Annotated in this window: 16 protein-coding genes and 1 pseudogene; 5 read left to right on the forward strand and 12 right to left on the reverse strand. The window is 70.6% G+C overall.

The window, feature by feature from the left end; all coding sequences use genetic code 11:
- Positions 1-103: 103 nt before the first annotated feature.
- The 4 genes from ACZ63E_RS39365 to ACZ63E_RS39380 form a co-directional block, all read right to left on the reverse strand.
- Positions 104-1,663 (reverse strand): GMC family oxidoreductase, encoded by a 1,560-nt coding sequence (locus ACZ63E_RS39365; RefSeq protein ID WP_465302295.1) that lies wholly within the window; start codon positions 1,661-1,663, stop codon positions 104-106.
- A 35-nt stretch (positions 1,664-1,698) separates the two neighbouring features.
- Positions 1,699-3,060, reverse strand: coding sequence for an aminotransferase family protein (locus ACZ63E_RS39370; protein ID WP_465341410.1), 1,362 nt, complete (start codon positions 3,058-3,060; stop codon positions 1,699-1,701).
- Between the two features lie 109 nt (positions 3,061-3,169).
- The gene (locus tag ACZ63E_RS39375; protein ID WP_465341411.1) at positions 3,170-4,396 is read right to left on the reverse strand and encodes an acyltransferase family protein; all 1,227 of its coding nucleotides are present in this window, start codon (positions 4,394-4,396) and stop codon (positions 3,170-3,172) included.
- A 126-nt stretch (positions 4,397-4,522) separates the two neighbouring features.
- On the reverse strand, positions 4,523-5,662 hold the full coding sequence (locus ACZ63E_RS39380; protein ID WP_465341412.1) for a serine hydrolase domain-containing protein: 1,140 nt from the start codon (positions 5,660-5,662) through the stop codon (positions 4,523-4,525).
- Positions 5,663-5,839: 177 nt separating this feature from the next.
- Here ACZ63E_RS39380 and ACZ63E_RS39385 point away from each other — a divergent pair, with 177 nt between their 5' ends.
- The gene (locus ACZ63E_RS39385; protein ID WP_465341413.1) at positions 5,840-6,604 is read left to right on the forward strand and encodes a thioesterase II family protein; all 765 of its coding nucleotides are present in this window, start codon (positions 5,840-5,842) and stop codon (positions 6,602-6,604) included.
- 6 nt (positions 6,605-6,610) lie between these two features.
- Here ACZ63E_RS39385 and ACZ63E_RS39390 read toward each other — a convergent pair whose 3' ends face one another.
- The gene (locus ACZ63E_RS39390; protein WP_465341415.1) at positions 6,611-7,825 is read right to left on the reverse strand and encodes a cytochrome P450; all 1,215 of its coding nucleotides are present in this window, start codon (positions 7,823-7,825) and stop codon (positions 6,611-6,613) included.
- A 122-nt stretch (positions 7,826-7,947) separates the two neighbouring features.
- On the opposite strand from ACZ63E_RS39390, the gene ACZ63E_RS39395 reads away from it, so the two are divergent.
- Both ACZ63E_RS39395 and ACZ63E_RS39400 read left to right on the forward strand, forming a co-directional pair.
- On the forward strand, positions 7,948-8,877 hold the full coding sequence (locus ACZ63E_RS39395; protein ID WP_465341416.1) for an ATP-binding cassette domain-containing protein: 930 nt from the start codon (positions 7,948-7,950) through the stop codon (positions 8,875-8,877).
- A complete protein-coding gene (locus ACZ63E_RS39400; protein WP_465341417.1) occupies positions 8,874-9,623 on the forward strand; it encodes an ABC transporter permease in 750 nt (249 codons plus the stop codon). Before ACZ63E_RS39395 ends, ACZ63E_RS39400 begins: the two co-directional genes overlap by 4 nt.
- Here ACZ63E_RS39400 and ACZ63E_RS39405 read toward each other — a convergent pair.
- From ACZ63E_RS39405 to ACZ63E_RS39425, 5 genes are all read right to left on the reverse strand, one after another.
- Positions 9,607-12,726 (reverse strand): AfsR/SARP family transcriptional regulator, encoded by a 3,120-nt coding sequence (locus tag ACZ63E_RS39405; protein ID WP_465341418.1) that lies wholly within the window; start codon positions 12,724-12,726, stop codon positions 9,607-9,609. The genes ACZ63E_RS39400 and ACZ63E_RS39405 overlap by 17 nt on opposite strands.
- Before the next feature lie 28 nt (positions 12,727-12,754).
- The gene (locus tag ACZ63E_RS39410) at positions 12,755-13,402 is read right to left on the reverse strand and encodes a DUF6308 family protein (protein WP_465341419.1); all 648 of its coding nucleotides are present in this window, start codon (positions 13,400-13,402) and stop codon (positions 12,755-12,757) included.
- 60 nt (positions 13,403-13,462) lie between these two features.
- Positions 13,463-13,663: a hypothetical protein gene (locus ACZ63E_RS39415; RefSeq protein ID WP_465341420.1), complete on the reverse strand. Its 201-nt coding sequence runs from the start codon at positions 13,661-13,663 to the stop codon at positions 13,463-13,465.
- Positions 13,664-13,916: 253 nt separating this feature from the next.
- On the reverse strand, positions 13,917-14,243 hold the full coding sequence (locus ACZ63E_RS39420) for a hypothetical protein (RefSeq protein WP_465341421.1): 327 nt from the start codon (positions 14,241-14,243) through the stop codon (positions 13,917-13,919).
- Between the two features lie 36 nt (positions 14,244-14,279).
- Positions 14,280-15,578: a cytochrome P450 gene (locus ACZ63E_RS39425; RefSeq protein ID WP_465341422.1), complete on the reverse strand. Its 1,299-nt coding sequence runs from the start codon at positions 15,576-15,578 to the stop codon at positions 14,280-14,282.
- Between the two features lie 181 nt (positions 15,579-15,759).
- Here ACZ63E_RS39425 and ACZ63E_RS39430 point away from each other — a divergent pair.
- A pseudogene (locus ACZ63E_RS39430) lies at positions 15,760-16,520 on the forward strand (SAM-dependent methyltransferase).
- A gap of 13 nt (positions 16,521-16,533) precedes the next feature.
- On the forward strand, positions 16,534-18,633 hold the full coding sequence (locus tag ACZ63E_RS39435; protein ID WP_465341423.1) for a putative bifunctional diguanylate cyclase/phosphodiesterase: 2,100 nt from the start codon (positions 16,534-16,536) through the stop codon (positions 18,631-18,633).
- Here ACZ63E_RS39435 and ACZ63E_RS39440 read toward each other — a convergent pair.
- On the reverse strand, positions 18,582-19,487 hold the full coding sequence (locus ACZ63E_RS39440; RefSeq protein ID WP_465341424.1) for a DMT family transporter: 906 nt from the start codon (positions 19,485-19,487) through the stop codon (positions 18,582-18,584). The two genes, ACZ63E_RS39435 and ACZ63E_RS39440, sit on opposite strands and share 52 nt — an antisense overlap.
- Before the next feature lie 95 nt (positions 19,488-19,582).
- The gene (locus tag ACZ63E_RS39445) at positions 19,583-21,274 is read right to left on the reverse strand and encodes a hypothetical protein (protein WP_465341425.1); all 1,692 of its coding nucleotides are present in this window, start codon (positions 21,272-21,274) and stop codon (positions 19,583-19,585) included.
- Between the last annotated feature and the right edge of the window lie 306 nt (positions 21,275-21,580).

The raw sequence follows: 21,580 nt of genomic DNA on the forward strand, positions 1-21,580 counted from the left end.
CTCCTCCTCCGCACAGGGGGAGGGGGGGAGAGAAAGAGAAGGAGGCGGCCCCCCCCCCCCCCCCCCCCCCCCCCCCCCCCCCCCCCCCCCCCCCCCCGCGTCGTCAGGCCGCCTTGCGGGCGGTCCGGGTGCCGGCGACCAGGTCGGCGGCACGTTCGCCGATGACGATCGCGGACGCGTTCGTCGCGCCGCGGCCGATCGTGGGCATCACCGACGTGTCGGCGATCCGCAGGCCTTCCAGGCCCTGCACCTTCAGCTCGGCGTCGACGACCTTGCCCATCGCCGCGCTGCCGCCCGCGTGCCAGATCGGGTGGGCGATGCTGCGGATGAAGGCGAGGACGTCGTCCGCCTTGTCCGAAGCCGGAACCTGGTACCCACGCGTGGTGTAGCGGCTCAGGGCCGGCTGGCTCGCGATCTCCAGCGCCGCCCGGACACCCTCGACGGCCACTACGCGGTCGTCCTCCGTGGTCAGGTAGTTGTGCTCGATCTTCGGCTTCGTCGTCGGGTCCGCCCCGATGATCGACACCTGCCCGCGGCTTTCCGGGGTCAGCATGACCGGGCCGAAGGTGACCGCGTGCTCGGTCGGCACCGAAAGCCCGCTGTCCGGGAACATCATCGGCCCGCAGTAGAACGAGACGTCCGGCGCGGGCAGGCCCGGCTTGGTGCGGATGAAGCCGCCGCCCTCCGGCCCGTTCGAGGTGAACGGCCCGGTGCCGTGCTCGAAGAACTCGGCCATCTCGGCGTCACCGGCCGCGATCGTGCTCACCGGCTCGTCGTGGGCGTAGATCAGCGGGACGAACAGGTGGTCCTGCAGGTTGCGGCCGACCTCCGGGTGGTCGACGGCGACGTCGACACCCGCGCCCTCCAGCACCCCGGCGGGCCCGATCCCCGAGTACATCAGCAGGGTCGGGGTGTTGTAGGCGCCCCCGGAGACGATGACCTCGGCCTCGGCGGAGAAGGTCAGCTCCTCGCCGAACCGCGTGCCGGTCACGCCCGTGACGCGCGTGCCGTCGAGGACCAGGCGCAGCGCGTGGAAGTTCGTGACCACCGTCAGGTTGGGCCGGTCGAGCGCGGGCTTCAGGTAGGCGTCCGCGACGCTCCACCGGCGGCCGTCGCGCTGGGTGAGCTGGAACCGGCCGAAGCCGTCCTGCGTCTCGCCGTTGAAGTCGTCGTTCGCCGGGTGGCCCGCCTCGAGGGCAGCCTCGATGAGCGCCGTCATGGTGATGTTGTTCGAACGGCCTTCCGAGACCCGCAGCGGCCCGCCGACACCGTGGTAGCGGGACTCGCCGCGCTCGTTGTCCTCGGCGCGGCGGAACAGCGGCAGCAGCTCGTCGTAGCTCCACCCGGGCTGGTTCCAGCTGTTGTAGTCCAGCGGGTTGGCCCGGATGTAGAGCATGGCGTTGATCGAGCTCGTGCCGCCCAGGACCTTGCCCCGGGGGATGAAGATCCGGCGCCGGTCGAGACCCGGCTCGAAGTGCGAGTCGTAGTCCCAGTCCACGCTGGTGCGGAACAGGTCGCCGAACAGGGCCGGGATGTGGATCGTGTCCAGCGTGTCCTGGCCGCCGGCTTCCAGCAGCAGCACCCGCTTGTCGGGGTCTTCGCTGAGGCGAGTGGCGACGACGGTCCCCGCCGAGCCGGCTCCGACCACGATGTAGTCGTACATCTGAACTTCCTTCCGAGTTTCGGGGGACACGCCGGTCACGGGGCGATGTCGCCGGCCGGGCTGAGCCGCCCGACCACTTCGGCCACCGCCTGGCAGGCCCGCGCGATCTCTTCGGTGGTGGTCACCAGCGGCGGGGCGAGGACCAGGTTGTGGGCGTACGGACGGGCGATCACGTTGTGGCGCGCGCGGATCTCGAACGCGACGGCGTCGCCGACGTGCCACTCGACCGGGATCTTGTGGTCGCGGTCCGACACGAGCTCGATCGCGGCGAGGGTGCCCTCGACGCGGACGTCGCCGACCGTGGGCAGGTCCTTGAGCCCGGCCAGGCCCTCGCGCAGCTCGGCCTCGATCTCGCGGGCGCGGCCCAGCAGGCCCTCACGCTCGATGATCTCGATCGTCTCGAGCCCGAGGGCGCAGGCGACCGGGTGACCCTGGAAGGTGTAGCCGTGGAAGAAGCCTTCCTCACCGATGATCGTGTCGGCGATGGCGTCGGTCATCACGGTCGCGCCGAGCGCGGCGTACCCGCCCGCGATGCCCTTCGCCAGGGTGATCATGTGCGGGCGCATGCCGCGGTTCGGGGCGTCGAACCAGGAGCCGAGCCGGCCGAACGCGGTGACGACCTCGTCGGCGACGAGCAGGATCCCGTGCCGGTCCAGGACTTCCTGGATCCGCGGCCAGTAGTCCTCCGGCGGCGCGACGACACCGCCGCCCGCCATCACCGGCTCGCCGATCATGGCGGCGATGTTGCCCGCGCCGATCCGCTCGATGGTCGCTTCCAGCTCCGCGACGCAGAAGTCGGTCGTCTCGGCGCCGCCGTACATCTCGGCCCGGTACGGGTACGGCGGGGTCAGCTTCTCGAAGTTGGGCAGGTTCGGCCCGACACCGTGCTGCATCTGCGGGAGGCCGGTGGCCGTGCCGCTGCCGTAGGTGGCGCCGTGGAAGGAGTAGTGGCGGGAAAGGATCCAGGTGCGGTCGGGCTCGCCGCGGCGGAAGTGGAACAGCCGGGCGGCCTTGATCGCCGTCTCGACCGCTTCGGAGCCGCCGTTGGTGAAGAACACGCGGTCCAGGCCCTCCGGGGCGAGACCGGCGATGCGGGTGGCGAGCTGGATCGCCTTGTCGTTGGAGAACTCGAGCAGGCTGGTGAAGAACTCGATCCGCTTGATCTGCTCGGCGGCGATCTCGGCGAGCTCCGGGCGGCCGTGACCGATCGGCGAGTGCCAGACGCCACCGCCGGCGGCGTCGAGGTATTCGTTGCCCTCGGCGTCCCACACCGTGGAGCCCCGGCCACGGGTGATGATCACGCGATCCTTGATGTACCCCCGCTGCATGGACCGCACGAGGTGGCGACGGTCCAGCTCGTCGAGCTCAGCGGCGCTGAGGGAGTCGTTGTTGCCCATGATGACGGAACCTCCGGGTGGAGAGTGGGTCGTGGTGGCTCGGTGCTCGCCTGCCAGGGTGCCGCCCGGGCACCCCGGCAGGCGTCTCTTCGGTTGCGGGCAGCCCCGGTCAGGCCGCGGCGCGGCCCGGCTCGGCGGTGCCGGTGTCCGGCTTGGTGGTGTCCGGCTTGGTGTCCTCGCCGCCGCCGGTGATCGGCTGCGGGCGGGCCGCGCGGCGCGAACGGCCCCAGCGCCGCATCGCCGGCCGCTCGACCGAGATGTACAGCAGCCGGGCCACGACCAGCGCGACACCCATCATGACCAGCATGAAGAGGATCCCGGGGAGCACGCCCATCTTCCCGCCGCCCGGCAGCACCTTCGCGGCGATGAACAGCCCGAGCGAGAGCAACGGCAGGTGGACCAGGTAGAAGGAATACGTGGTCTCACCGAGCCAGAGCGCGGGCTTGCTCTCCAGGAAGCCCGGGCGGCTGCGGTCGCGGGTCGCGGCCGAGCCGACCAGCAGGGCCGCCGGGAAGGCGAACATGCCCGAGAAGCCGTAGTAGGCGGGCAGGAACGCCGTCGTGAAGGCGTAGACGCCGATGGCGATGGCCGCCGCCCAGCCGACCTTGATCTTCGGGAACCGCTTCTCCTGCACCAGCCGCGCGGTGAGCATGCCGATGAAGAAGTCGGGCAGCCGCGTGATCGGGAAGAACAGGAGCGCCTTGTGCTGGGCCCAGGTGCCCGACGGGAAGAGCGGGCTGGGCGGGCCGCTGGGCAGGATCGCGCCGACGACGACCGTGGTCAGCAGGACGAGCAGCCCGGTGGCGAACCACCACTGCCACACGCGGTCGGTGCGGATCCGCCGCACCAGCTTGAAGGCCAGCGGGAACAGCAGGTAGAAGAGCATCTCGACGCCCAGCGTCCACGTCACCGGGTTGGGCGACGGCGCGCCGAACGTGACGTCGGTGACCCAGGCCTGCTGCAGGAACAGGTAGTTCACCAGGAGCGGGCCGAGGCCGATCGTCGCGCCGAGCAGGAGTGTCACGCCGAGCGCCGGCAGGAACGTCACCAGGTGGTTCGGGATGATCCGCAGGAAACGGCGGCGCCAGAAGTCCCGCAGCCGGTAGCCGGCCCCGGTCGACCAGGTGAGGACAAAACCGCTGAGCACGAAGAAGAGCGACACACCGAAGTGGCCGCCGTTGATGCCGATGAACGTGAAGTCGTGCGCGAGCTGGGCGTTCGCGAACGGCGCCAGGTAAGCGGCGTGGGTGATGAAGACGAGCAGGGCGCCGAAGAGACGCAGGCTCGTCAGCGCCGGGCGCGCGTCCCCGCGCGCGTCGATCGAGTACTGGGTCACGCAGATCACTCCCGATGTTCGTGGGCGCGTCGCCCCGGGGGATCCCCGGCTCCGACTCACCTGGATGCGGCCCAACAATCCGCCAGCCGCGGGCGTGCGCACGTCTCGTCGCGTGCGGTCTCGGCGTCAGTTCGCGGCGCCGCAGAGGGCGAGCAGCAGGAACCGGGTGAGCGCGACGTCGATCGGGCCGCCGGCCGGGTACCGCGTGAGGTTGTAGGCGAAGCTGACCTGCCGGCTGCCATCCACCCGGCGGATCGAGCCCGCGCCGTACCCGAAGACGGCGCTGCCGTGGCCCCAGGTCGGGCCGCACGGCATGAGCGTGCGGCCGATGCCCAGGCCGTACCCGGCGCCGCCGGGGTCCTTCGGGTCGTTCGGCACCACGGTCAGCATCTCGGTGAGCAGGTCGGGGCGCAGCACCCGGCCGGTGAGCAGCGCGGTGTAGAAGCGGTCGAGGTCCGCGGTCGTCGACGTCAGGCTCCCGGCGGTCCAGGCCCACGACATGTTGTAGACGCTGAAGTCCCGCAGGGTGCCGTCACTCCAGGGCACATACCCCTTGGTGTGCGGGCCGACGAGGTACGGGTTGGCGCCGGGGAAGGAGGTGTGCGACAGCCGCAACGGCGTCGTGATGCGCCGGGCCACCTCCTGCTCGACCGGCCGGTGCGTGACCTTCTCGATGATCAGCCCGGCGAGGATGTAGTTGGTGTTGGAGTAGAAGTACGCGGCGCCGGGCGCGCCGGTCCGGGGGAGAGCCAGGCCGAGCGCGACCAGGTGTTCCGGGGAGACGGTCTCGGTTTGGTAGCGCGCGATGTCATCGTCCGACCGGATGAGCGTGGTCTGGTAGTCGTTGATGCCGGTGGTCTGCTGCAGCACCATCCGGACGGTCACCCGCGTGGAAAGGTCCGGTGGCAGCAGGTCGCCCAGGTAACGGCCCACGGGATCGTCCAGGTGCACCCGGTGCTCGCCGACGAGCTGCAGGAGCGTGGTCGCCACGAACGTCTTGCCGATGCTGCCGGCGCGGAACGCCAGCCCGGGACGCATCGGCGCGCCGGTGGCGACGTCGGCGACCCCGCTGGCCCCGCGCCAGACCTTCGTGCCGTCACGCACTTCCGCGAGGAGACCGGGAACTCCGGCGTCCCGCACCGCGTCCAGGGCCGCCTGCAAGGCCTCGGTGTCGCTGGAGCGCGACGGCGTGGCCGTCGCCGGCGTGCCGGACAGGGCCATCAGCACCACCGCGCCGACGGCGAGAACTGCGGTTCGTCGAAACACCGGACCTCCGGACACCCCACGATGCGAGTCTTGGGTTCCTACTGTGCCGTGCGTGCGCGGGTGACCACGTCTTGTCACAAGCGGTTTCGGCCCGGGAGCGCAAGCCGGGAGTGTCCGGGCGGTGGCGCGGCGATCATGCTGGCGTCAGGGGAGAAGCCTTACACGGAAGGGCCGACGATGGTGGACGCGCGCGCGACCGGCGGCTGGCTCATCCAAGGCCCGGCGCGGCCCGGCCGGCCCCGGCTGTTCTGCTTCCCGCACGGCGGTGGGGCGGGCGCGGAGTACGCCCGGTGGTCGCGGCAGCTGCCCGACGCCGAGCTCAGTGCCGTCCAGCTGCCCGGCCGTGGTTCCCGGCTCGACGAACCCGTGCTGACGCGGATGGCCGACCTCGTCGCCGAGCTCGTCGACGTCCTCCCGGTCGGCGCGCCGTATTCGATGTTCGGCCACAGCCTGGGCGCGCTGGTGGCGTACGAGGTCGCCCGGGAGCTGCGCCGCCTCGGGCGCCGGTTGCCGGATCACCTGGTCGTGTCCAGCTTCCCGGCGCCCTCGCTGCCACGCGCCGAGCCGCCGATCCGCGACCTGCCCGACGACGAGCTGCTCGACGAAGTCGCGCGGCGCCACGGCGGCCTGCCCGGCGAAGTGCTGACGGACCCGGCGCGCAGGTCCCGGGTCGCGCAGTACGTCCGTGCCGACTACGCGATCCTGGAAACCTACGAATGGCGTCCCGAAGCGCCGTTGTCCGTGCCGCTGACCGTGTTCGGCGGCAGTGACGACACCCTCGGCGTGGACGTGCTGCGCGCGTGGCAGCACCACGTGACCGGCGAGATCGGCGTGCACTGCTTCCCCGGTGACCACTTCTACTTCCGGCAGCACAAGGCCGCCGTGCTGAGCGCGCTGGCCGACGTCGTCCGGACGACGTCGGCCGCGGACCGCGCGGCTTGAGCCCGGTCAGCTCCAGGTGACCGGCAGGGCGTGCACGCCGTAGATGTTCATGTCCGTCTTGAGCTGCACCTCCTCCGCCGGGACGGCCAGGGCCAGCGTCGGGAAACGGCGCAGCAGGGCCTCGAAACCGGCGCGCATCTCGATGCGGGCCAGCTGCTGACCGAGGCACTGGTGGACACCGTGGCCGAAGGACAGGTGGCCGCGGGCCTTGCGGTGGATGTCCAGGGTGTCCGGGTTTTCGAACCGCTTCGGGTCGTGGTTGGCGGCCAGCAGCGAGACGATCACCGTCGAGCCCGCGGGGATCGTTTCACCGCCGAGCTCGATGTCCTCGGTGGCGTAACGGAAGAAGATGTCGCCGATGGACAGGTACCGCAGCAGCTCCTCGACGGCGTCGGGCATGAGCTCGGTGTTCTCGCGCAGCTCGGCCAGCTGGGCCGGGTGCTCCAGGAGCGCAAAAGTGCCCAGTGCCAGCATGTTCGCGGTGGTTTCGTGGCCGGCGAGCAGCAGCAGGAACGCCGCGCCGGTCAGCTCCTCGATCGTGAGGTCGTCGTGGCGGGCCAGGTCGGAGAGGATGTCCTCACCCGGCTCGGCGCGCTTGCCCGTGACCAGCTCGGCCAGGAACGTCGTCAGCGCGCCGTACGCGCCCATCTTCTCTTCGAGCGTCACGTCCTTTTCGAGGAACTTCGCCGAGTTGACCTGGAAGGTCTCCCGGTCCGCGTAGGGGACGCCGAGCAGTTCGCAGATCACCAGCGACGGCACCGGCAGTGCGAACTCCTTGACCAGGTCGATCGGCGGGGTCAGCTTCGCGAGCGCGTCCAGCTGCCCCTCGACGACCTCGGTGATGTGGTCTTCGAGCTGCTTCATGCGCTTGACGGTGAACGCACCGGTGAGGCGCTTGCGCAGCCGGGAGTGCTCCGGCGGGTCCATGGTGATGAACATGCCCGGGATCTGCGGGGACGGCTCGGTGGCGACGGGCATGCCGGGCGTCTCGTACGGCATGTGGAGGACGCCGATGTCCTGGCGCGAGCTGAACCGCGAGTCGGCCAGCAGCTGACGGACGGCGTCGTAGCCGGTGACGAGCCAGCCTTCGTGCCCGTCCGGGAAGCGCATCGGGCTGACCGGGCGGGCGTCCCGCAGCCGCGCGATCCGGCTGCCCGGGTCGAAGGGGCTCACGTCGCGCTCCATCGGGAGGCCGTTCGGGACGGGAACCGTCTGGGTCATCGGAGTTCCTCTCGTGGTGGGTGCTGCGACCGACCTTCGCGGACGGTCCTGACACGGCCCTGACACGGCGAGGGGCGGCGCCGTGTCAGGACGGCGTCAGGCCGGGTGCCGAAAGTGGCGGCATGAGTGATTCAGCGATCGCGGTCTCGGGACTGCGCAAGGCCTACGGCGAGAAGGTCGTGCTCGACGGCATCGACCTCGACGTGCGTACCGGCTCCATCTTTTCCCTGCTCGGCCCCAACGGCGCGGGCAAGACGACCACAGTGAACGTGCTGACCACGCTGGCGAAGGCCGACGGCGGGACAGCGCGGGTCGCCGGCCACGACATCACGGCCGAGGCCAAGGCGGTGCGCGCGGCGATCGGGGTCACCGGTCAGTTCGCGGCCGTCGACGAGCTGCTGACCGGGCGGGAGAACCTCCAGCTGATGGTCGACCTGCAGCGCGGCGGCAAGCGGGTCGTCGGCGAGCTGCTGGAGCGGTTCGACCTGGTGGAGGCGGCGAAGAAGCCGGTCTCGACCTACTCCGGCGGCATGCGCCGGAAGCTGGACCTGGCGATGACGCTGGTCGGCGACCCGCGGATCGTCTTCCTGGACGAGCCGACGACCGGGCTGGACCCGCGCAGCCGCCGCACGATGTGGTCGATCGTCCGCGAGCTCGTGGCCGACGGCGTGACGATCTTCCTCACCACCCAGTACCTCGAGGAGGCCGACCAGCTCGCCGACCGGATCGCGGTGCTCGACCGCGGCCGCCTGGTCGCCCAGGGCACGCCCGACGACCTGAAGCGGCTGATCCCCGGCACGCACGTCCGGCTCCGCTTCACCACCGGCACCGAGCTCGACGCCGCCGCGCGGATCTTCCCCGACTCCACGCGCGACGACGAAGCGCTCGCCCTGCGGGTGCCCAGCGACAGCGGGACGAAGTCGCTGCGGTCCCTCCTCGACCGGCTCGACGAGTACGGCCTCGGCGCCGAAGAGTTCTCCGTCCACACCCCCGACCTCGACGACGTTTTCCTCGCCCTCACGGGCCACGACACGGAAGTGACCGCGAAATGAGCACCCAGTCGCACTCGATCGTCATGCTGCGCCGCAACTTCAAGCACATCGCCCGGAACCCGACCTCGGTCTTCAACGCGGTCCTGATGCCGGTCGTCGTCATGCTGATGTTCGTCTACATGCTCGGCGACGCCTTCGACGTCGGAGTCGATTACGTCGACTACGCCACACCGGGCCTGATGCTGCTGGCCGTCTGCTACGGCCTCGGGGCCACCGCGACGGCCGTGAACTCCGACATGACCAAGGGCATCATCAACCGGTTCAAGGTCATGGACGTCTCCCGCGGCGCGGTGCTGACCGGGCACGTCATCGCCGGTCTGCTGACCAACCTGGTCGCCATCGCGGCGATCATCGGGGTCGCCTTCGCGCTGGGGTTCAGCCCGGCGGCGGGTTTCCTCGACTGGCTCGGCGTGCTCGGGGTCGTCGTGGCGCTCGGGCTCGCCGTCGGCTGGCTGACGGTCGCGCTCGGCCTGGCCGCGAAGTCGCCGGAGACGGCAGGCCTGGCGTCGGTGCCGCTGGTCATGCTGCCGTTCTTCAGCAGCGCCATCGCGCCGGCGGACAAGATGGGCCCCGGGATCCGGCAGTTCGCCGAGTACCAGCCGTTCACGCCGATCATCGAGACGCTGCGCGGCCTGCTGAACGGCACGCCGTCGGCCGGCACCGCGGTGATCGCCCTCGCCTGGTGCGCGGGGATCGCCGTCGCCGGGTACCTGTGGGCGCGCTCGACGTTCAAGAAGCGAGCGTGACGGCGGCCAGCTCGCTCCCGTCCGCCGCTGTCCCTTCCCGAGCCGCCTCGGCGTACCCGTCGTCGCCGAGGCGGCTCCGCACGGCTTCTTCGACGCGGGCGCGGTCCGGGTTCGCCCGGTCCGGCAGCCCGCGCACGGCGGTGCTCGCCGCGAGCAGCCGGGCGGCCTGGACGTGCTCGTCCCGGCGCAGGGCCAGGTCCGCGACCCCGACGAGCACCTCAGCGATCGTGGGCGCGTGCCCCACCGCGGCCGCGGCCCGCCACGCCGTCGCGTGGAACTCCCGCGCCCGCTCGAGGTCGTCGGCGAGGTACCCCAGCAGTTCGTGCGTCTTGGCCCGGATCGTCGGCTGCTCGGTTTCGGCGCCCCAGACGGTGGTCGCGACGTCGAGCTGTTCGTACGCTTCCTTGACGTCGCCGTGCCAGCGCGCGAGCTCGGCCTTCGCGAGGGCCAGCATGGCCAGCGAGTCCGGCCAGGTGACCTCTTCGGCGCAGCGGCCGGCCTCGGCGATGGCGGCCGCGCTCGCCGCTTCGTCGTCCAGCAGCCAGTACAGCTGGGCTTGGCGCGACCGCATCCGGATGACGTCGTCGACCGCGCCGACCTCGGCGACCACCGCGATCGCCTCGTCGTAGTACGCGCAGGCCCGGGCGAACTCGCCGCGGGTGGCGATGCGGTCGGCCAGCTCGGTCAGGGCGAACGAGATCCCGAACCGTTCACCGAGGGCGCGGAACTCGGTGAGCGCTTGCTCAAGGCACGCGTCCGCGGCGTCGCCGTCTTCACCGAGCGCGATCCGCAGCTTGCCGAGCTGCAACCGGACCATCGCGCGCACCCAGGGATCTTCGCTGTCCAGCGAGGTTTCCCACGCGGCGACGGCCGAGCCCGGCTCCCGCAGCATCCGTTCGAGCGGGGCGACCAGGCCCAGCATCGGGTTGGGGGACGCACTCCGCCGGCTGAGCTCGTAGGCCTTGTGGATCCACTCGGCCGCCTGGTGCTCGTCGCCCATGCCGGAACTCGCGAACGTCACGAGCAGCGCGTAGACCCAGGCCCGGATGTCGTCGTCGACCTCGCCGGGGGTGGCGACGGCCGCGGTGACCAGCTCCATGCCTTCGGCCTTGTGGCCGACGAGCCACCAGTACCAGCCGGCGCCCGCCGCGAGCCGCATCGACGCCTGCGCGTCGCCGTCGGCGAGGGCGCCGCGCATCGCGGCGCTGATGTTGTCGTGCTCGGCCTTGAGCGTGCCCAGCCACTTCAGCTGGTCTGCCCGGCGCAGCTGCGGGTCGGCCGTCTCAGCGAGCTCGGTGAAGAACGCGAGGTGCGCATGGCGCGCCGAGTCCGTTTCCCCCGCCTCCGCGAGGCGGTCGGCGGCGTACTCCTTGATCGTGCCGAGCATCCGGTAGCGCAGCACGCTGTCGCCCTCGGCGACCACCAGCGACTTCTCGGTCAGCGCGGTGAGCAGGTCGAGCACGTCCTCCGGCTCGACGGGACCACCCGCGCAGACCCGCTCGGCCGCGTCGAGGCTCGCACCGCTGGAGAACACCGAGAGCCGGCGCAGGACCGTGCGCTCGGTGTCGGAGAGCAGCTCCCAGCTCCAGTCGATGACGGCGCGCAGCGTCTTGTGGTGCGGCAGCGCGGTGCGGCTGCCGCCGGTGAGCAGGCGGAACCGGTCGTCGAGCCGGTGGGCGAGCTGGTCGAGGGACATCGTGCGCAGCCGGGCCGCGGCCAGCTCGATCGCCAGCGGCATCCCGTCGAGCGCCCGGCAGACGCGCGCCATGGTCGACAGCGTCTCGGCGTCCCCGGCGAGGTCCTTGCGCACCGCGCCCGCCCGTTCCCGCAGCAGGCGCACGGCCGGCGAGGCGTCGATCTCGCCGGGACCGGCGAGGCGGCCGGGCAGGGCCAGCGGCACGACCGGCCACAGCGCCTCCCCGGTGATGCCGAGCGGCTCGCGGCTCGTCGCCAGGATCCGCAGGCGGCGGCACTCCCCGAGCAGCCGGTGCGCGAGTGCGGCGGCGGCCTCGATGACGTGCTCGCAGTTGTCCAGGACCAGCACGGTGTCCCGCTCGCGGAGCGCGGCGACGAGCCGGTCGGCCGGGTCCGCGGACGGCGCGTCACCGAGCAGCGCGTCCCGGAGGCCGAGCCCGTCGAGGGTCGCCTGGGCGACGTCGCCGTCTGCGCCGATGCCCGCGAGCTCGACCAGCCAGACGCCGTCCGGCGCGTCGCCGAGCAGCGTGCGCGCGGTTTCGGTGGCCAGCCGGGTCTTCCCCGAGCCGCCCGGCCCGATGAGGGTGGTGAGCCGGTGCGCGCCGACGAGTCCGCCGACCGCTGTGACGTCGTCGTCCTTGCCGATGTAGCTGCTCAGCTCGGCGCGCAGGTTGGTCTTCCGGGTCTCCGGCCGCCGTTTCGGCCCGCCCTGGAGCAGCTCGACGTGCAGCGCGGACAGCTCCGGTGAGGGGTCGACGCCCAGCGCGTCGGCCAGGGCTTCCCGCGTGCGCTGGTAGAGGAGCAGCGCCTCGTTCTCCCGCCCGGCGGCCGCGAGCGCCCGCATGAGCGCCCCGACGAGCCGTTCCCGCATCGGGTGCTCGGCGACGAGGTCGGTCAGCTCGGTGACCAGCTCCGCCCCGCCGGGCTCGGCGTCGAAGCGGTCTTCAAGCGCGGCCAGACGCAGCCCGTCGAGGCGCGTGACGGCGGCGTCGAAGGCATCGCTGTCCTGCAGGCCGACGTCCTGCATGGCGGCACCCCGCCACAGCGCGAGGGCCTCACGCAGCAGCCGCGGGTTTTCGTCGGCGCGGGCCTGCGCGACCAGCCGTTCGAACCGCACGGCGTCGACGGCGTCGGGGTCGACGGTGAGCCGGTAGCCGTTCGGGTGGCCTTCGACCGCGCCTTCCGGCAGGACCTTCCGGAGCCGGGAAACCAGGCGCTGCAGGGCGTTCGCCGTCTCGGCGGGCGGGTTCTCACCCCAGATCCAGTCGACGAGCCGCGCCTTCGGGACGACGTGCCCGGGATCGAGCGCAAGAGCGACCACCAGCCCCCGCAACCGCGCCCCGGGCACGTCGGCGATCTCGCCGTCGTCCGCGCGCACTTCGAAGGGCCCCAGCATCCCGATCTTCACCCGGCCGATTTTGCCACGTCGCTGCGGGTCAGCGGTGGGTGCCGGAGCGCATCCAGAGGATCACGTCCAGGCAGCGCAGCAGGCTGATGTCCGCTATCCCGCCCGCCTTCGACCGCAGGTCCGCCACCGCCGAGGCGCGGGTCGGGTCCGTGTGGAACCAGCTCCACAGGCAGTTCCACGGGCTCGACGGCGCCTTCAGGACCGCCTTGACCCGGCTGTCGTAGACCGGGATCAGGCGGGGGCGCTTGCGGGCCATCAGCTTGGCCGCCGTCACCGGGCGGTGGTTGCCGCCGCAGCGGCGGAACAGCTCCCACAGGCGGTGCGCCGGCGAGCCCGGCTCGTAGGTCGACCAGGCGACCGAGTGCATCGGGAGGTCCACCGGGATCTCCTCCAGCAGGTCCCGGATCTGGTGGGCGTAGGTGATCGTCGCGTCGATCGCGACGTCGGCGAGGCTGGTGATGCTCAGGAAGTTCAGCGCCAGGATGTCGGCCTCGGTCACCGTGTTGGCGACGTCGGGCCGGTCGCCGCCGCCGGCGAACCGCTCGAACCAGCGGCCCGTGTACCGCGCCGGGGAATGCTGGTCGAAGTACCGCCGGAGCGCCGTCAACGACTCGTCGCGGTGTGCGCCGCGGACGCATTCGTCCAGGAAGTGGTGTTGGTGGGCGTAGTCGGTCATGTCGAGCGTCCCCTCGTCGCCGACGGTGTCAGCTGAGGGTCGCGGGGGTCGGCCTGGTTGTTACGACAGCGTTTTCAGCCAGTTGATCACCACCGCGAAGTACGCCGGCGCATTCGGGGCGTAGTCGATCGCGCGGCCGTACCCGTCGAGGATGGAGGTCTGCAAGGATCCGCCGAAGAACGGGGCTTCCGACGCGCGCAGCGCTTCCGGGGACGAGCAGTCGCTGCCGAGCTCGCCGCAGAAGTGCGGGTCGTTGCCCACCACCAGCAGGTGGGCGCGGTGATCCGCCGGGACGCCGGGGTGACCACCGTCGTGAGCGTCAGGCTGTCCACCGCCTCGGTCGCCGCGAAGACGTCCTTTGTGGACTCGTCGTAGGCGATCGCGCCCGCGTCGTTCGGGCCGGGCGTGCCCGGGCCGGTCGTGAGGTAACCCGCGTCGAGACCACGGCTGCCGAGCACCGGGTCGAGCGGCGCCGGAATCATGTTGGCCAGCACCGGAATCACCGTGATCAGGTTCATCCCGGTGACGAGCACCCCGTCGACGTCGCGGTAGGTGCCGGCCTCGACTGGATCACCTGGTGCGCCGCGCTCGCCTGGACCGACGTGCTCAGCAGCGCGCTCAACGGCTTCGAGCTCTGGCCGGTGCCCGGGTGGTCCAACGCGAGCGTCGCGATCCCGGCCTGGTTCGCCGCGAGGCGGAACGACCGGGTCTGCGGGGTGCACAGGCGGCCGTGCATCGTCTGCGGGAGCAACGCGACGGTGACCGGGACGTTCAGGTCTTCACACGTCGTCGCGGCCGCCTGGGCCGGAACGGGGACGAACAACGCCGTCAGCACGAGCATTACGGCAGCACAAAACGCAAGGAGAACGACCTCCGGCTAGCGGGGGACCACCGTCATCGGCAGCCGGTCGGGGTAGGCGGCCGAGGTGAACTTCACGCGCACCGGCCGCCCCGGCACCGGGACGAGCCGCCAGCGCGCGGCCACGGTGGCCACCGTGATCACGATTTCGTTCTGGGCGAAGCGGTTCCCGATGCACTGGCGGTTGCCGGCGCCGAACGGGATGAACGCGCCCTTGGGCAGCCGCGCCTCGTCCTCCGCCGCCCAGCGGCCGGGGTCGAACCGGCCCGGGTCGGGGAACGACGCGGGGTCGTGGTGCAGCGCGTGCGGGCTGACGATCACCTCGCTGCCCTCCGGCAGCCGGACCCCGCCGAGCTCGACGTCGGTGAGCGTGCGGCGCATCAGCATCCAGAGCGGGTACCGGCGCAGCACTTCGTCGACGACCTGCCGGACGTAGGTCAGCCGGTGGAGGTCCTCGACCACGAGCGGGCGGCCGCCGAGCACCTCGTCGACTTCCGCGTGCACGCGGGTTTCCACCTCGGGGTGCTGCCCGAGCTCGTGGAACATCCAGGAGAGCGCGAGCGCGGTCGTCTCGATCCCGGCGGTGAGCAGCGTGAGGACTTCGTCCCGCGCCTGCTCGTCGGTCATGCCGGCCAGCAGGAGCGTCGAGAGCAGGTCGCCGTGGTCGGCGCCTTCGGTGCGCCAGTCGCGGATCACCTCGAGCACGATCGCCTGCATCCGCGAGATCGCCTCGTCGAACCGCCGGTTCCCGGGAATCGGCAGCTTTTCGACGAACTTCGGCGACAACGCGCGAATCATTCCCTGCTGGATGATCAGATAAATGGACCGCCGGGCTTCGGCGATGGCCTCTTTCCCGAGCTCCGTCGAGAAGAGCGCTTCGCCGACGATCGTCACCGCGAGTCCTTGCAGGTCTTCGTCGATCTGCCGTACTTCGCCGGGGCGCCACGAGTCGCTCAGCTCGGCCGCCGCGCGCCGCATGGTTTCGGCGTAGCCGGCCAGGCGGTCGCGGTGGAACGCCGGTTGCATCAGCCGGCGCTGCTGCCGGTGGAAGTCGCCGTTCGAAAGCACCAGGCCGTTGCCGACGAACGGCCGGAACTTGTCGAACATGGCGCCCTTGCGGAACTTCGGCCCCGCCGTGACCAGCACTTCGGTGGCCAGCCTCGGGCTCGTCACGACGTAGGTCGGCGACGGGTCGAGGTAGATCTTCACGAGCTCGCCGTGTTCGTGCAGGGAATCGGTGAAGGCGGCGCGTCGCCGTAGCAGTGCCGGAGTGTGCCCGAGAAAAGGCCACCGGCCCGGAGCGACCGGGACGGTCATACGGACTCCTCGTTTACGCCATTGTGGGGATATTCCGAAGGAGACGGCTTACGGTAGGCCTGTCCGGTCGCAGGAGACAGTGCCCGATCGGGTGGTGTGCGCTCACGCATATGGCGCAGTGGACGAACCGTCCGGAATCGCTAAGCTCTTTCCGGTCCGACCGACTGAGAAGGTGTTCTTCGTGACCCGATCTCCGGAATGGGTTCCCCCGGGTGTCGACATCTCCGTGCCGAGCATCGCGCGCACACGCGATGCCCGGCCTGCGCGACGCGGCGCGCGTGAACCGCGCGTTTCTCGGCCGGGCCGTGCGGTTCCTGACCGACCAGGGCATCCGGCAGTTCCTCGACCTCGGCAGCGGTATCCCCGCCGTCGCCAACGTGCACGAGGTCGCGCAGGCGTGGCACCCGGACTGCCGGGTGGTGTACGTCGACCGCGACCCGGTGGCGGTCGCGCACAGTGAGCTCATGCTGGCCGGCAACGATCGTGCAGCGGTTGTGCGGGCCGATATGCGCGACCCGGAAAAGATTTTCGATGCGCATTCGGTGCGCACTCTGCTCGACTTCGAAAAACCCGTCGGTCTGCTTATGCTGTTGATGCTGCACTGGTCCCGGACGAATCCGATCCGCTCGACCTCGTCGCGCGCTACAGTTCGGTGCTGGCGCCGGGGAGTTTCTCGCGATCACGCACGTCACCGGCGACCACCAGGGCGACAATCTCGGAGAAGCGACCGAAGTGATCAAAGAGAGCCGGAGTGCCGATCAAGTGACCCTGCGGACGCACGCCCAGGTTTCCGAGCTGTTCACCGGTTTCGAAATCGTCGAACCCGGATTGGTCGGCTGTGGTGAATGGCGGCCGACCGGGCCGGCGGACATCTCCGACGCGGCCGCGATGAACATGGCCGGTGACAAACGGCACCGCGCCGGAATCGGCCGCAAGAACTGAACGGGCAGCCGGAATGCCGAACACCGAGCACCTGCCGCAGCGGCCCGCGGGTCCCGACCCGGGACGCGGGCGGACCGTGCTCGCCCGGAAGTGGGCGTACCTGGTGAGCGGCGTCACCGTCGTTTCCCTGAGCCGGGAGGAGCTCGACCGGGAGCTTCGCGGCCTGCTCGACACGCTGTGCGAGAGCCTGCGCGCGGGCGCGGACACCGCAGCCGCCGTGCGTGTCGGCGAACGGCTCGTGGCGCTCGGTTATGTCGGCGAGCCGGGGCTCCGGTGCACGCTCGACGTGCTCGGCAAGGGGTTGCCCGCGCTGCCCGAGCTCCAGGCGGTCGACCGCGCCACCGAGCGGATCGTGCTCGCCCTGGGCGCCCTTTCGTGCGGGTTCCTGCTCGCGCACGAGCGCGGTGTCCTCGAGCAGCAGGAGATCATGCACCTCGCGCTGCTCAAGGCGGTGCGGGACGCCCAGTGGAACCTCAAGGAGAGCGAAGCGCGCTTCGACGAAGTCGTGACGTCGTCGGCGAGCGGCATCGCGCTGGTCTCCCTCGACGGCCGGATCGCGCGGGCCAACGCGGCGCTGGCCGAGATGCTCGGGCACCCGGCCGGCGAGCTGACCGGGTCGGTGCTCTACGACGTCGTCCACCCGGACTCCGTCGAGGTCCTGCGCGAGGCGATGGCGGCGCTGCTCGGCGGCGGCCGGGAGCGCGTCCGGCAGTCACACCGGCTGCTGCGCCGGGACGGCGACGTCGCGCGCATCTCGCTCACCGCGTCCCTGCTGCGCGACGCCGAAGGCCGGCCGGGCCACTTCGTCGTGGTGGTCGAGGACGGCACCGAGCTGATGCTGCTGCAGGGCGAGCTGAGCCGCCAGGCACTGCACGACGTGCTGACCGGGCTGCCGAACCGCCAGTACTTCGGCACCCATCTGGAGGTGGCGCTGCGGCGGGCCGACCCGGTGTACGGCGTCACGCTGTTCCACGTCGACCTCGACGCGTTCGGCATGATCAGCAACAGCCTCGGCCGCCGCGTCGGCGAGCAGCTGCTGGTGCACTTCGCCCAGCGTCTCAAGGTCGTCATGGCGCGGGAAAAGGCGATGATCGCGCGGTTCCACAGTGACGAGTTCGGCATCCTCGTCGAGAACACCGCGACCACGCCGGACATCGACGCCATCGTGCGCGCGATCAACAACGAGCTGGCCGAGCCGTTCTTCGTCGGCGGGCACGGGCTCGCGCTGTCGGCCAGCGCGGGGGTCGTGCACCGGCCGGCGAAGGGCATCGACCCGACGGAGCTGCTGCGCGCGGCCGACCAGACCCTGCGCCGGGCCAAGGCGAAGCGGCGCGGGCAGTGGAAGATGTTCGACCCGTCGGCCGACGCCGCGGACCGCCGGGCGCAGGCGCTCGCCGTCGGGATGGCCGGAGCGTGGGAGAACGGCGAGATCGGCGTCCGCTACCGGCCGGTGGCGCGGCTGGCGGACGGCGGGTTCGCCGGGGTCGAAGCCCGCCTGCACTGGGAGCGGCCGGGTGAGCCGGCGCTGGCGCACGAACGCTGTGCCGAGCTCGCCGAGGCGACCGGGTTCGTGCTGCCGCTGGGGGAATGGCTGTTGCGCACCGCGGCCCGGCACGGCGAGTGGTGGCGCCGGCACGTGGGCTTCCCGGTGGTCGCGGGCCTCACCGGGCACCAGGTGTCCGACGACGCGCTCGGCACCCGCGTGACGCGGCTGCTGAAGGACAGCGGCCTGCCGCCGGGGCAGCTGCTGCTCGGCGTCCCGGTCGGCGCGCTGCCGGTGCCCGGGGTCGTCGAGAACGTCACCGCGCTGGCCGGCCTCGGGGTCCGCGTGATGCTCGACGACTTCGGGCTCGGGCCCGGCGATCTCCGGGCGGTCGAGGACCTGCCGGTCGACATCGTGCGTGTCGACCGGCGGCTCGCCGAGTGGCCGGCGAAGACGTTCCTCGGCGCGCTCGTCCCTTTGGCCCGCAAGGCCGGGGCGACTCTCGTCGTCGACGGTGTTCACACCGGGGAACAGGCCGACCGGTGGCGCGAGGCCGGCGCGGACCTGGCGACGGGCGACTACTTCGGCGCCGCCACCGCGCCCGGCGAGCTGGTCGGCGCCTTCGCCTGAGCCCGCCACCGCGTCAGGCCGACGGCGGCCAGCACGATCACCATGCCGCCGACGACCCGCGGGGTCAGCGGCTCACCCAGGACGAGCGCGCCGAGCCCGACGGACACGACCGGGAGCAGGTACCCGACCGTCGCGGCGGCGGTCGGGCCTTCGTCGGTGAGGATGCGGTAGTTGAGGTAGAAGGTGATCCCGGTGCCGAAGACGCCGAGAATGGTCACCGCGACCACGGCCGTCAGCGTCAGGTGCGGCGCGGTGGAAGCGACGGGCAGGGCGATGGCCGTCAGCGCGGTGGCCGCGGTCAGCTGCGCGGCCGAGAGCGCGAGCGGAGCCCCGCCGGGCGGCAGTTTCCGTGCCATGTAAGCGAACGCGATCGCATAGCTGAGCCCGGCGCCCAGCAACGCGAGCGCGCCGCCGCTGAGCAGGCCGGACTGCTCCCACGGCGCGAAGATCACCAGCACGCCCGCGAAACCGAGCGCGAGGCCCAGCAGCCGAGTCGGCGTGAGACGGCGTTCGGTGCCGAGCAGGACACCGATCAGCAGTGACCACAACGGAGTCGTCGCGTTCATGACCCCCGCGACCCCGGAGTCGACCGTCCGTTCCCCGATGCCGAACAGCGCGAAGGGCAGGGCGTTGCAGAAGAAGGCCGCGACGACCAGCCGGCCCCAGGTCCGGCGGTCGCGCGGCAGCCGCTGGCCGGTGGCGAAGGCCATGGCCAGCAGGGTGAGCGCGCCGAGCGCGCAGCGCACCAGCGTCAGATGGACGGGACTCAGCCCGGTCAGGGCCAGCTTGATCCACAGGAAGCCGGAACCCCACAACAGGGCCAGGACGGCGATGCGCACGGACGCTTTGCTCACGGATTCCACCGTGCCCGGGGTGATCCGTCAGGACAAGTGAAAAGTCCTGGACTGATCTTTAAGGTCTGCTACAACGTTACGCTGCCAGAGCCGCTTCAGCCGCGCGCTTCAGAGTTGACTTGCTGCAGGTAAGCCGCAGCCAACACCAAGAGGGCCGCCTCGGTTTCGGTCTCAGCCTCCTCGCCGTGGTGGACCACACGGTCACGCAAGGACGTCCCGCCCCAGTCGAGGGCCAGCTGCACGGCTTGTTCTTCGAACTCGGGATCGTCGACCCGCAAGTCCTCGGCCTGCCACTGGATGTCCTCGACGATCGCGCGAACGCCGATCAGCCCTTGGTCTTCGCCTGTCGGGTCGTGGGTGATCAAGCCGACAAGCTGCCGGGCGAAGGTCGTGTCCGTCAGAGCTTGTCTGAGGACCATGATGCCGTCGTACAGCCGAAGCTTGTGGAGCTCTTGGCTCATGTCCGGCGCTTCTGTATCCGGATGATCGCGCAGGTAGCGTTCGACCGCGGCATGCCAGTCTCGCTCTCCCGCCTTGTCGTTGAAGGTGCCGTCGAGACGCGGTAGTGGGGCGTTCTCTTCGAGGAACGCCTTCGCCCAAGCGGGGTGAAGGCCGATCAGGTCGAATACCGCCGCCATCTCATCGACAACGGCTTCCTCCCCGGGTGTTTCGCCGACGTTCGATGCTTCTGGTGAACCTTCCCTGAGGACACTACCCAGGATCGCCGAGCCGCTGGGAGACAGGCGGAATGTCCGGCTGGCACGAGTGTTCACCCGATTGTGGCCCAGTTCCAGCGCCAGCGGTACGAGGTCGGTGCCGGGTGCGCTGTGCCAACGCCGATCTTCCTGGTCGACTTGCTGCGTGAATTCAGGGATCACGAACAGGTGGCTCAGCGTCGTGACAAGGGGCAGGCCTTGGGCCGTACACGCGGAGATCGTATCGATGACGGGAATCAGACTCGACTGTTCAGTCAGCCCGATTGCCCAGGCTTCAGCTCGTTCTGGCACCTCGTCCATCGGCACGTCATTCGAATCTGTGAGGGCGACGTAAAGTGCGATGGCCAGCAGTTCGCTCTCGACGTCCGGAGTCAGCCCCGCCCGCGACAGCAAACACAGGCCGTCTCGGAGCAGTTCGGCGCAGGAGTCATCGCGGGGGAAGCCGGGTTCCAGGTCGGAGAGGAGCTCCTCGGCCTGCCGGAGGGAGTCGCTTGTCGCCGGACGCACTGTTTTGTGCGTGTCCAGCCCTCTGACGAACCTCGCATTTGCCAGCAGAACGCCGGGATGAAGGGCCTTCGGAAGCCGCCTCTGAGCCAGGCCGTCGCTCTCCAGGCGTGCATTGAGCTCCAGGAGTACTCGAGAATCGTCGACCGGGTATCCGCTTTCGTTGCTCAGGCTGACTGCCGCGGACACGAACTTGCTGACGGACTGCCAATGCTGAGTGGCTCGCAACTCACGAAGCCATGCTGTTCGCGCGTTGCCGAACTCGAAGCTGTCGGCGAACTTCTTCGGGTGGACGAGACCGAAAATTACCAGGTCGAGTGGGTCCAGCTGGTCGTGCCACTCCAGGTATCCATCCTGCTGGGACAAGAAGAGGGCCGCGAATCCCCACGCGTAGGCCGAAGCCACGCTATGCCGGGGTCCGTGGTTGTCGCCGACCAGTCGCAGTAACGCTGCCTCGGCGCCGCTTTCCGTGTCGGGCGTCTGAAGAATCGCGTCGGACTTCGGCGGGCTGGACTTGGGTTCGCTGGTGCTACGGCGTTTTTTCCTCGCACGGCTTGCCTTGCCCATCGGAGACGGTACCCCCTGTCGGCGAACTGGATCAGTCGAGCCTTTCGGCGCTATAATAGCTCTCGTGTTCTCACTCGGATCTGCGTTCAGGTAGCTCGGCCGTGGCTGACGTGAGCGGCGACGATGAGCTGCGTGACGCTGTCCGGAACGAAGTTGCCGGCGGTGTGTTTCATGGTCCTGTCGTGCAGATCGGGAACCTTTTCGGGTCAGCGCACCTAGGCACCGGTCGAACCGCGCCACTGCACTTGCGGGATACGCGGTACTGGCCGGTGGCCGAGTCCTGGGATCCTGTCGCGGCCGGAGTGC

The organism is Amycolatopsis sp. NPDC104819 (assembly GCF_055583145.1).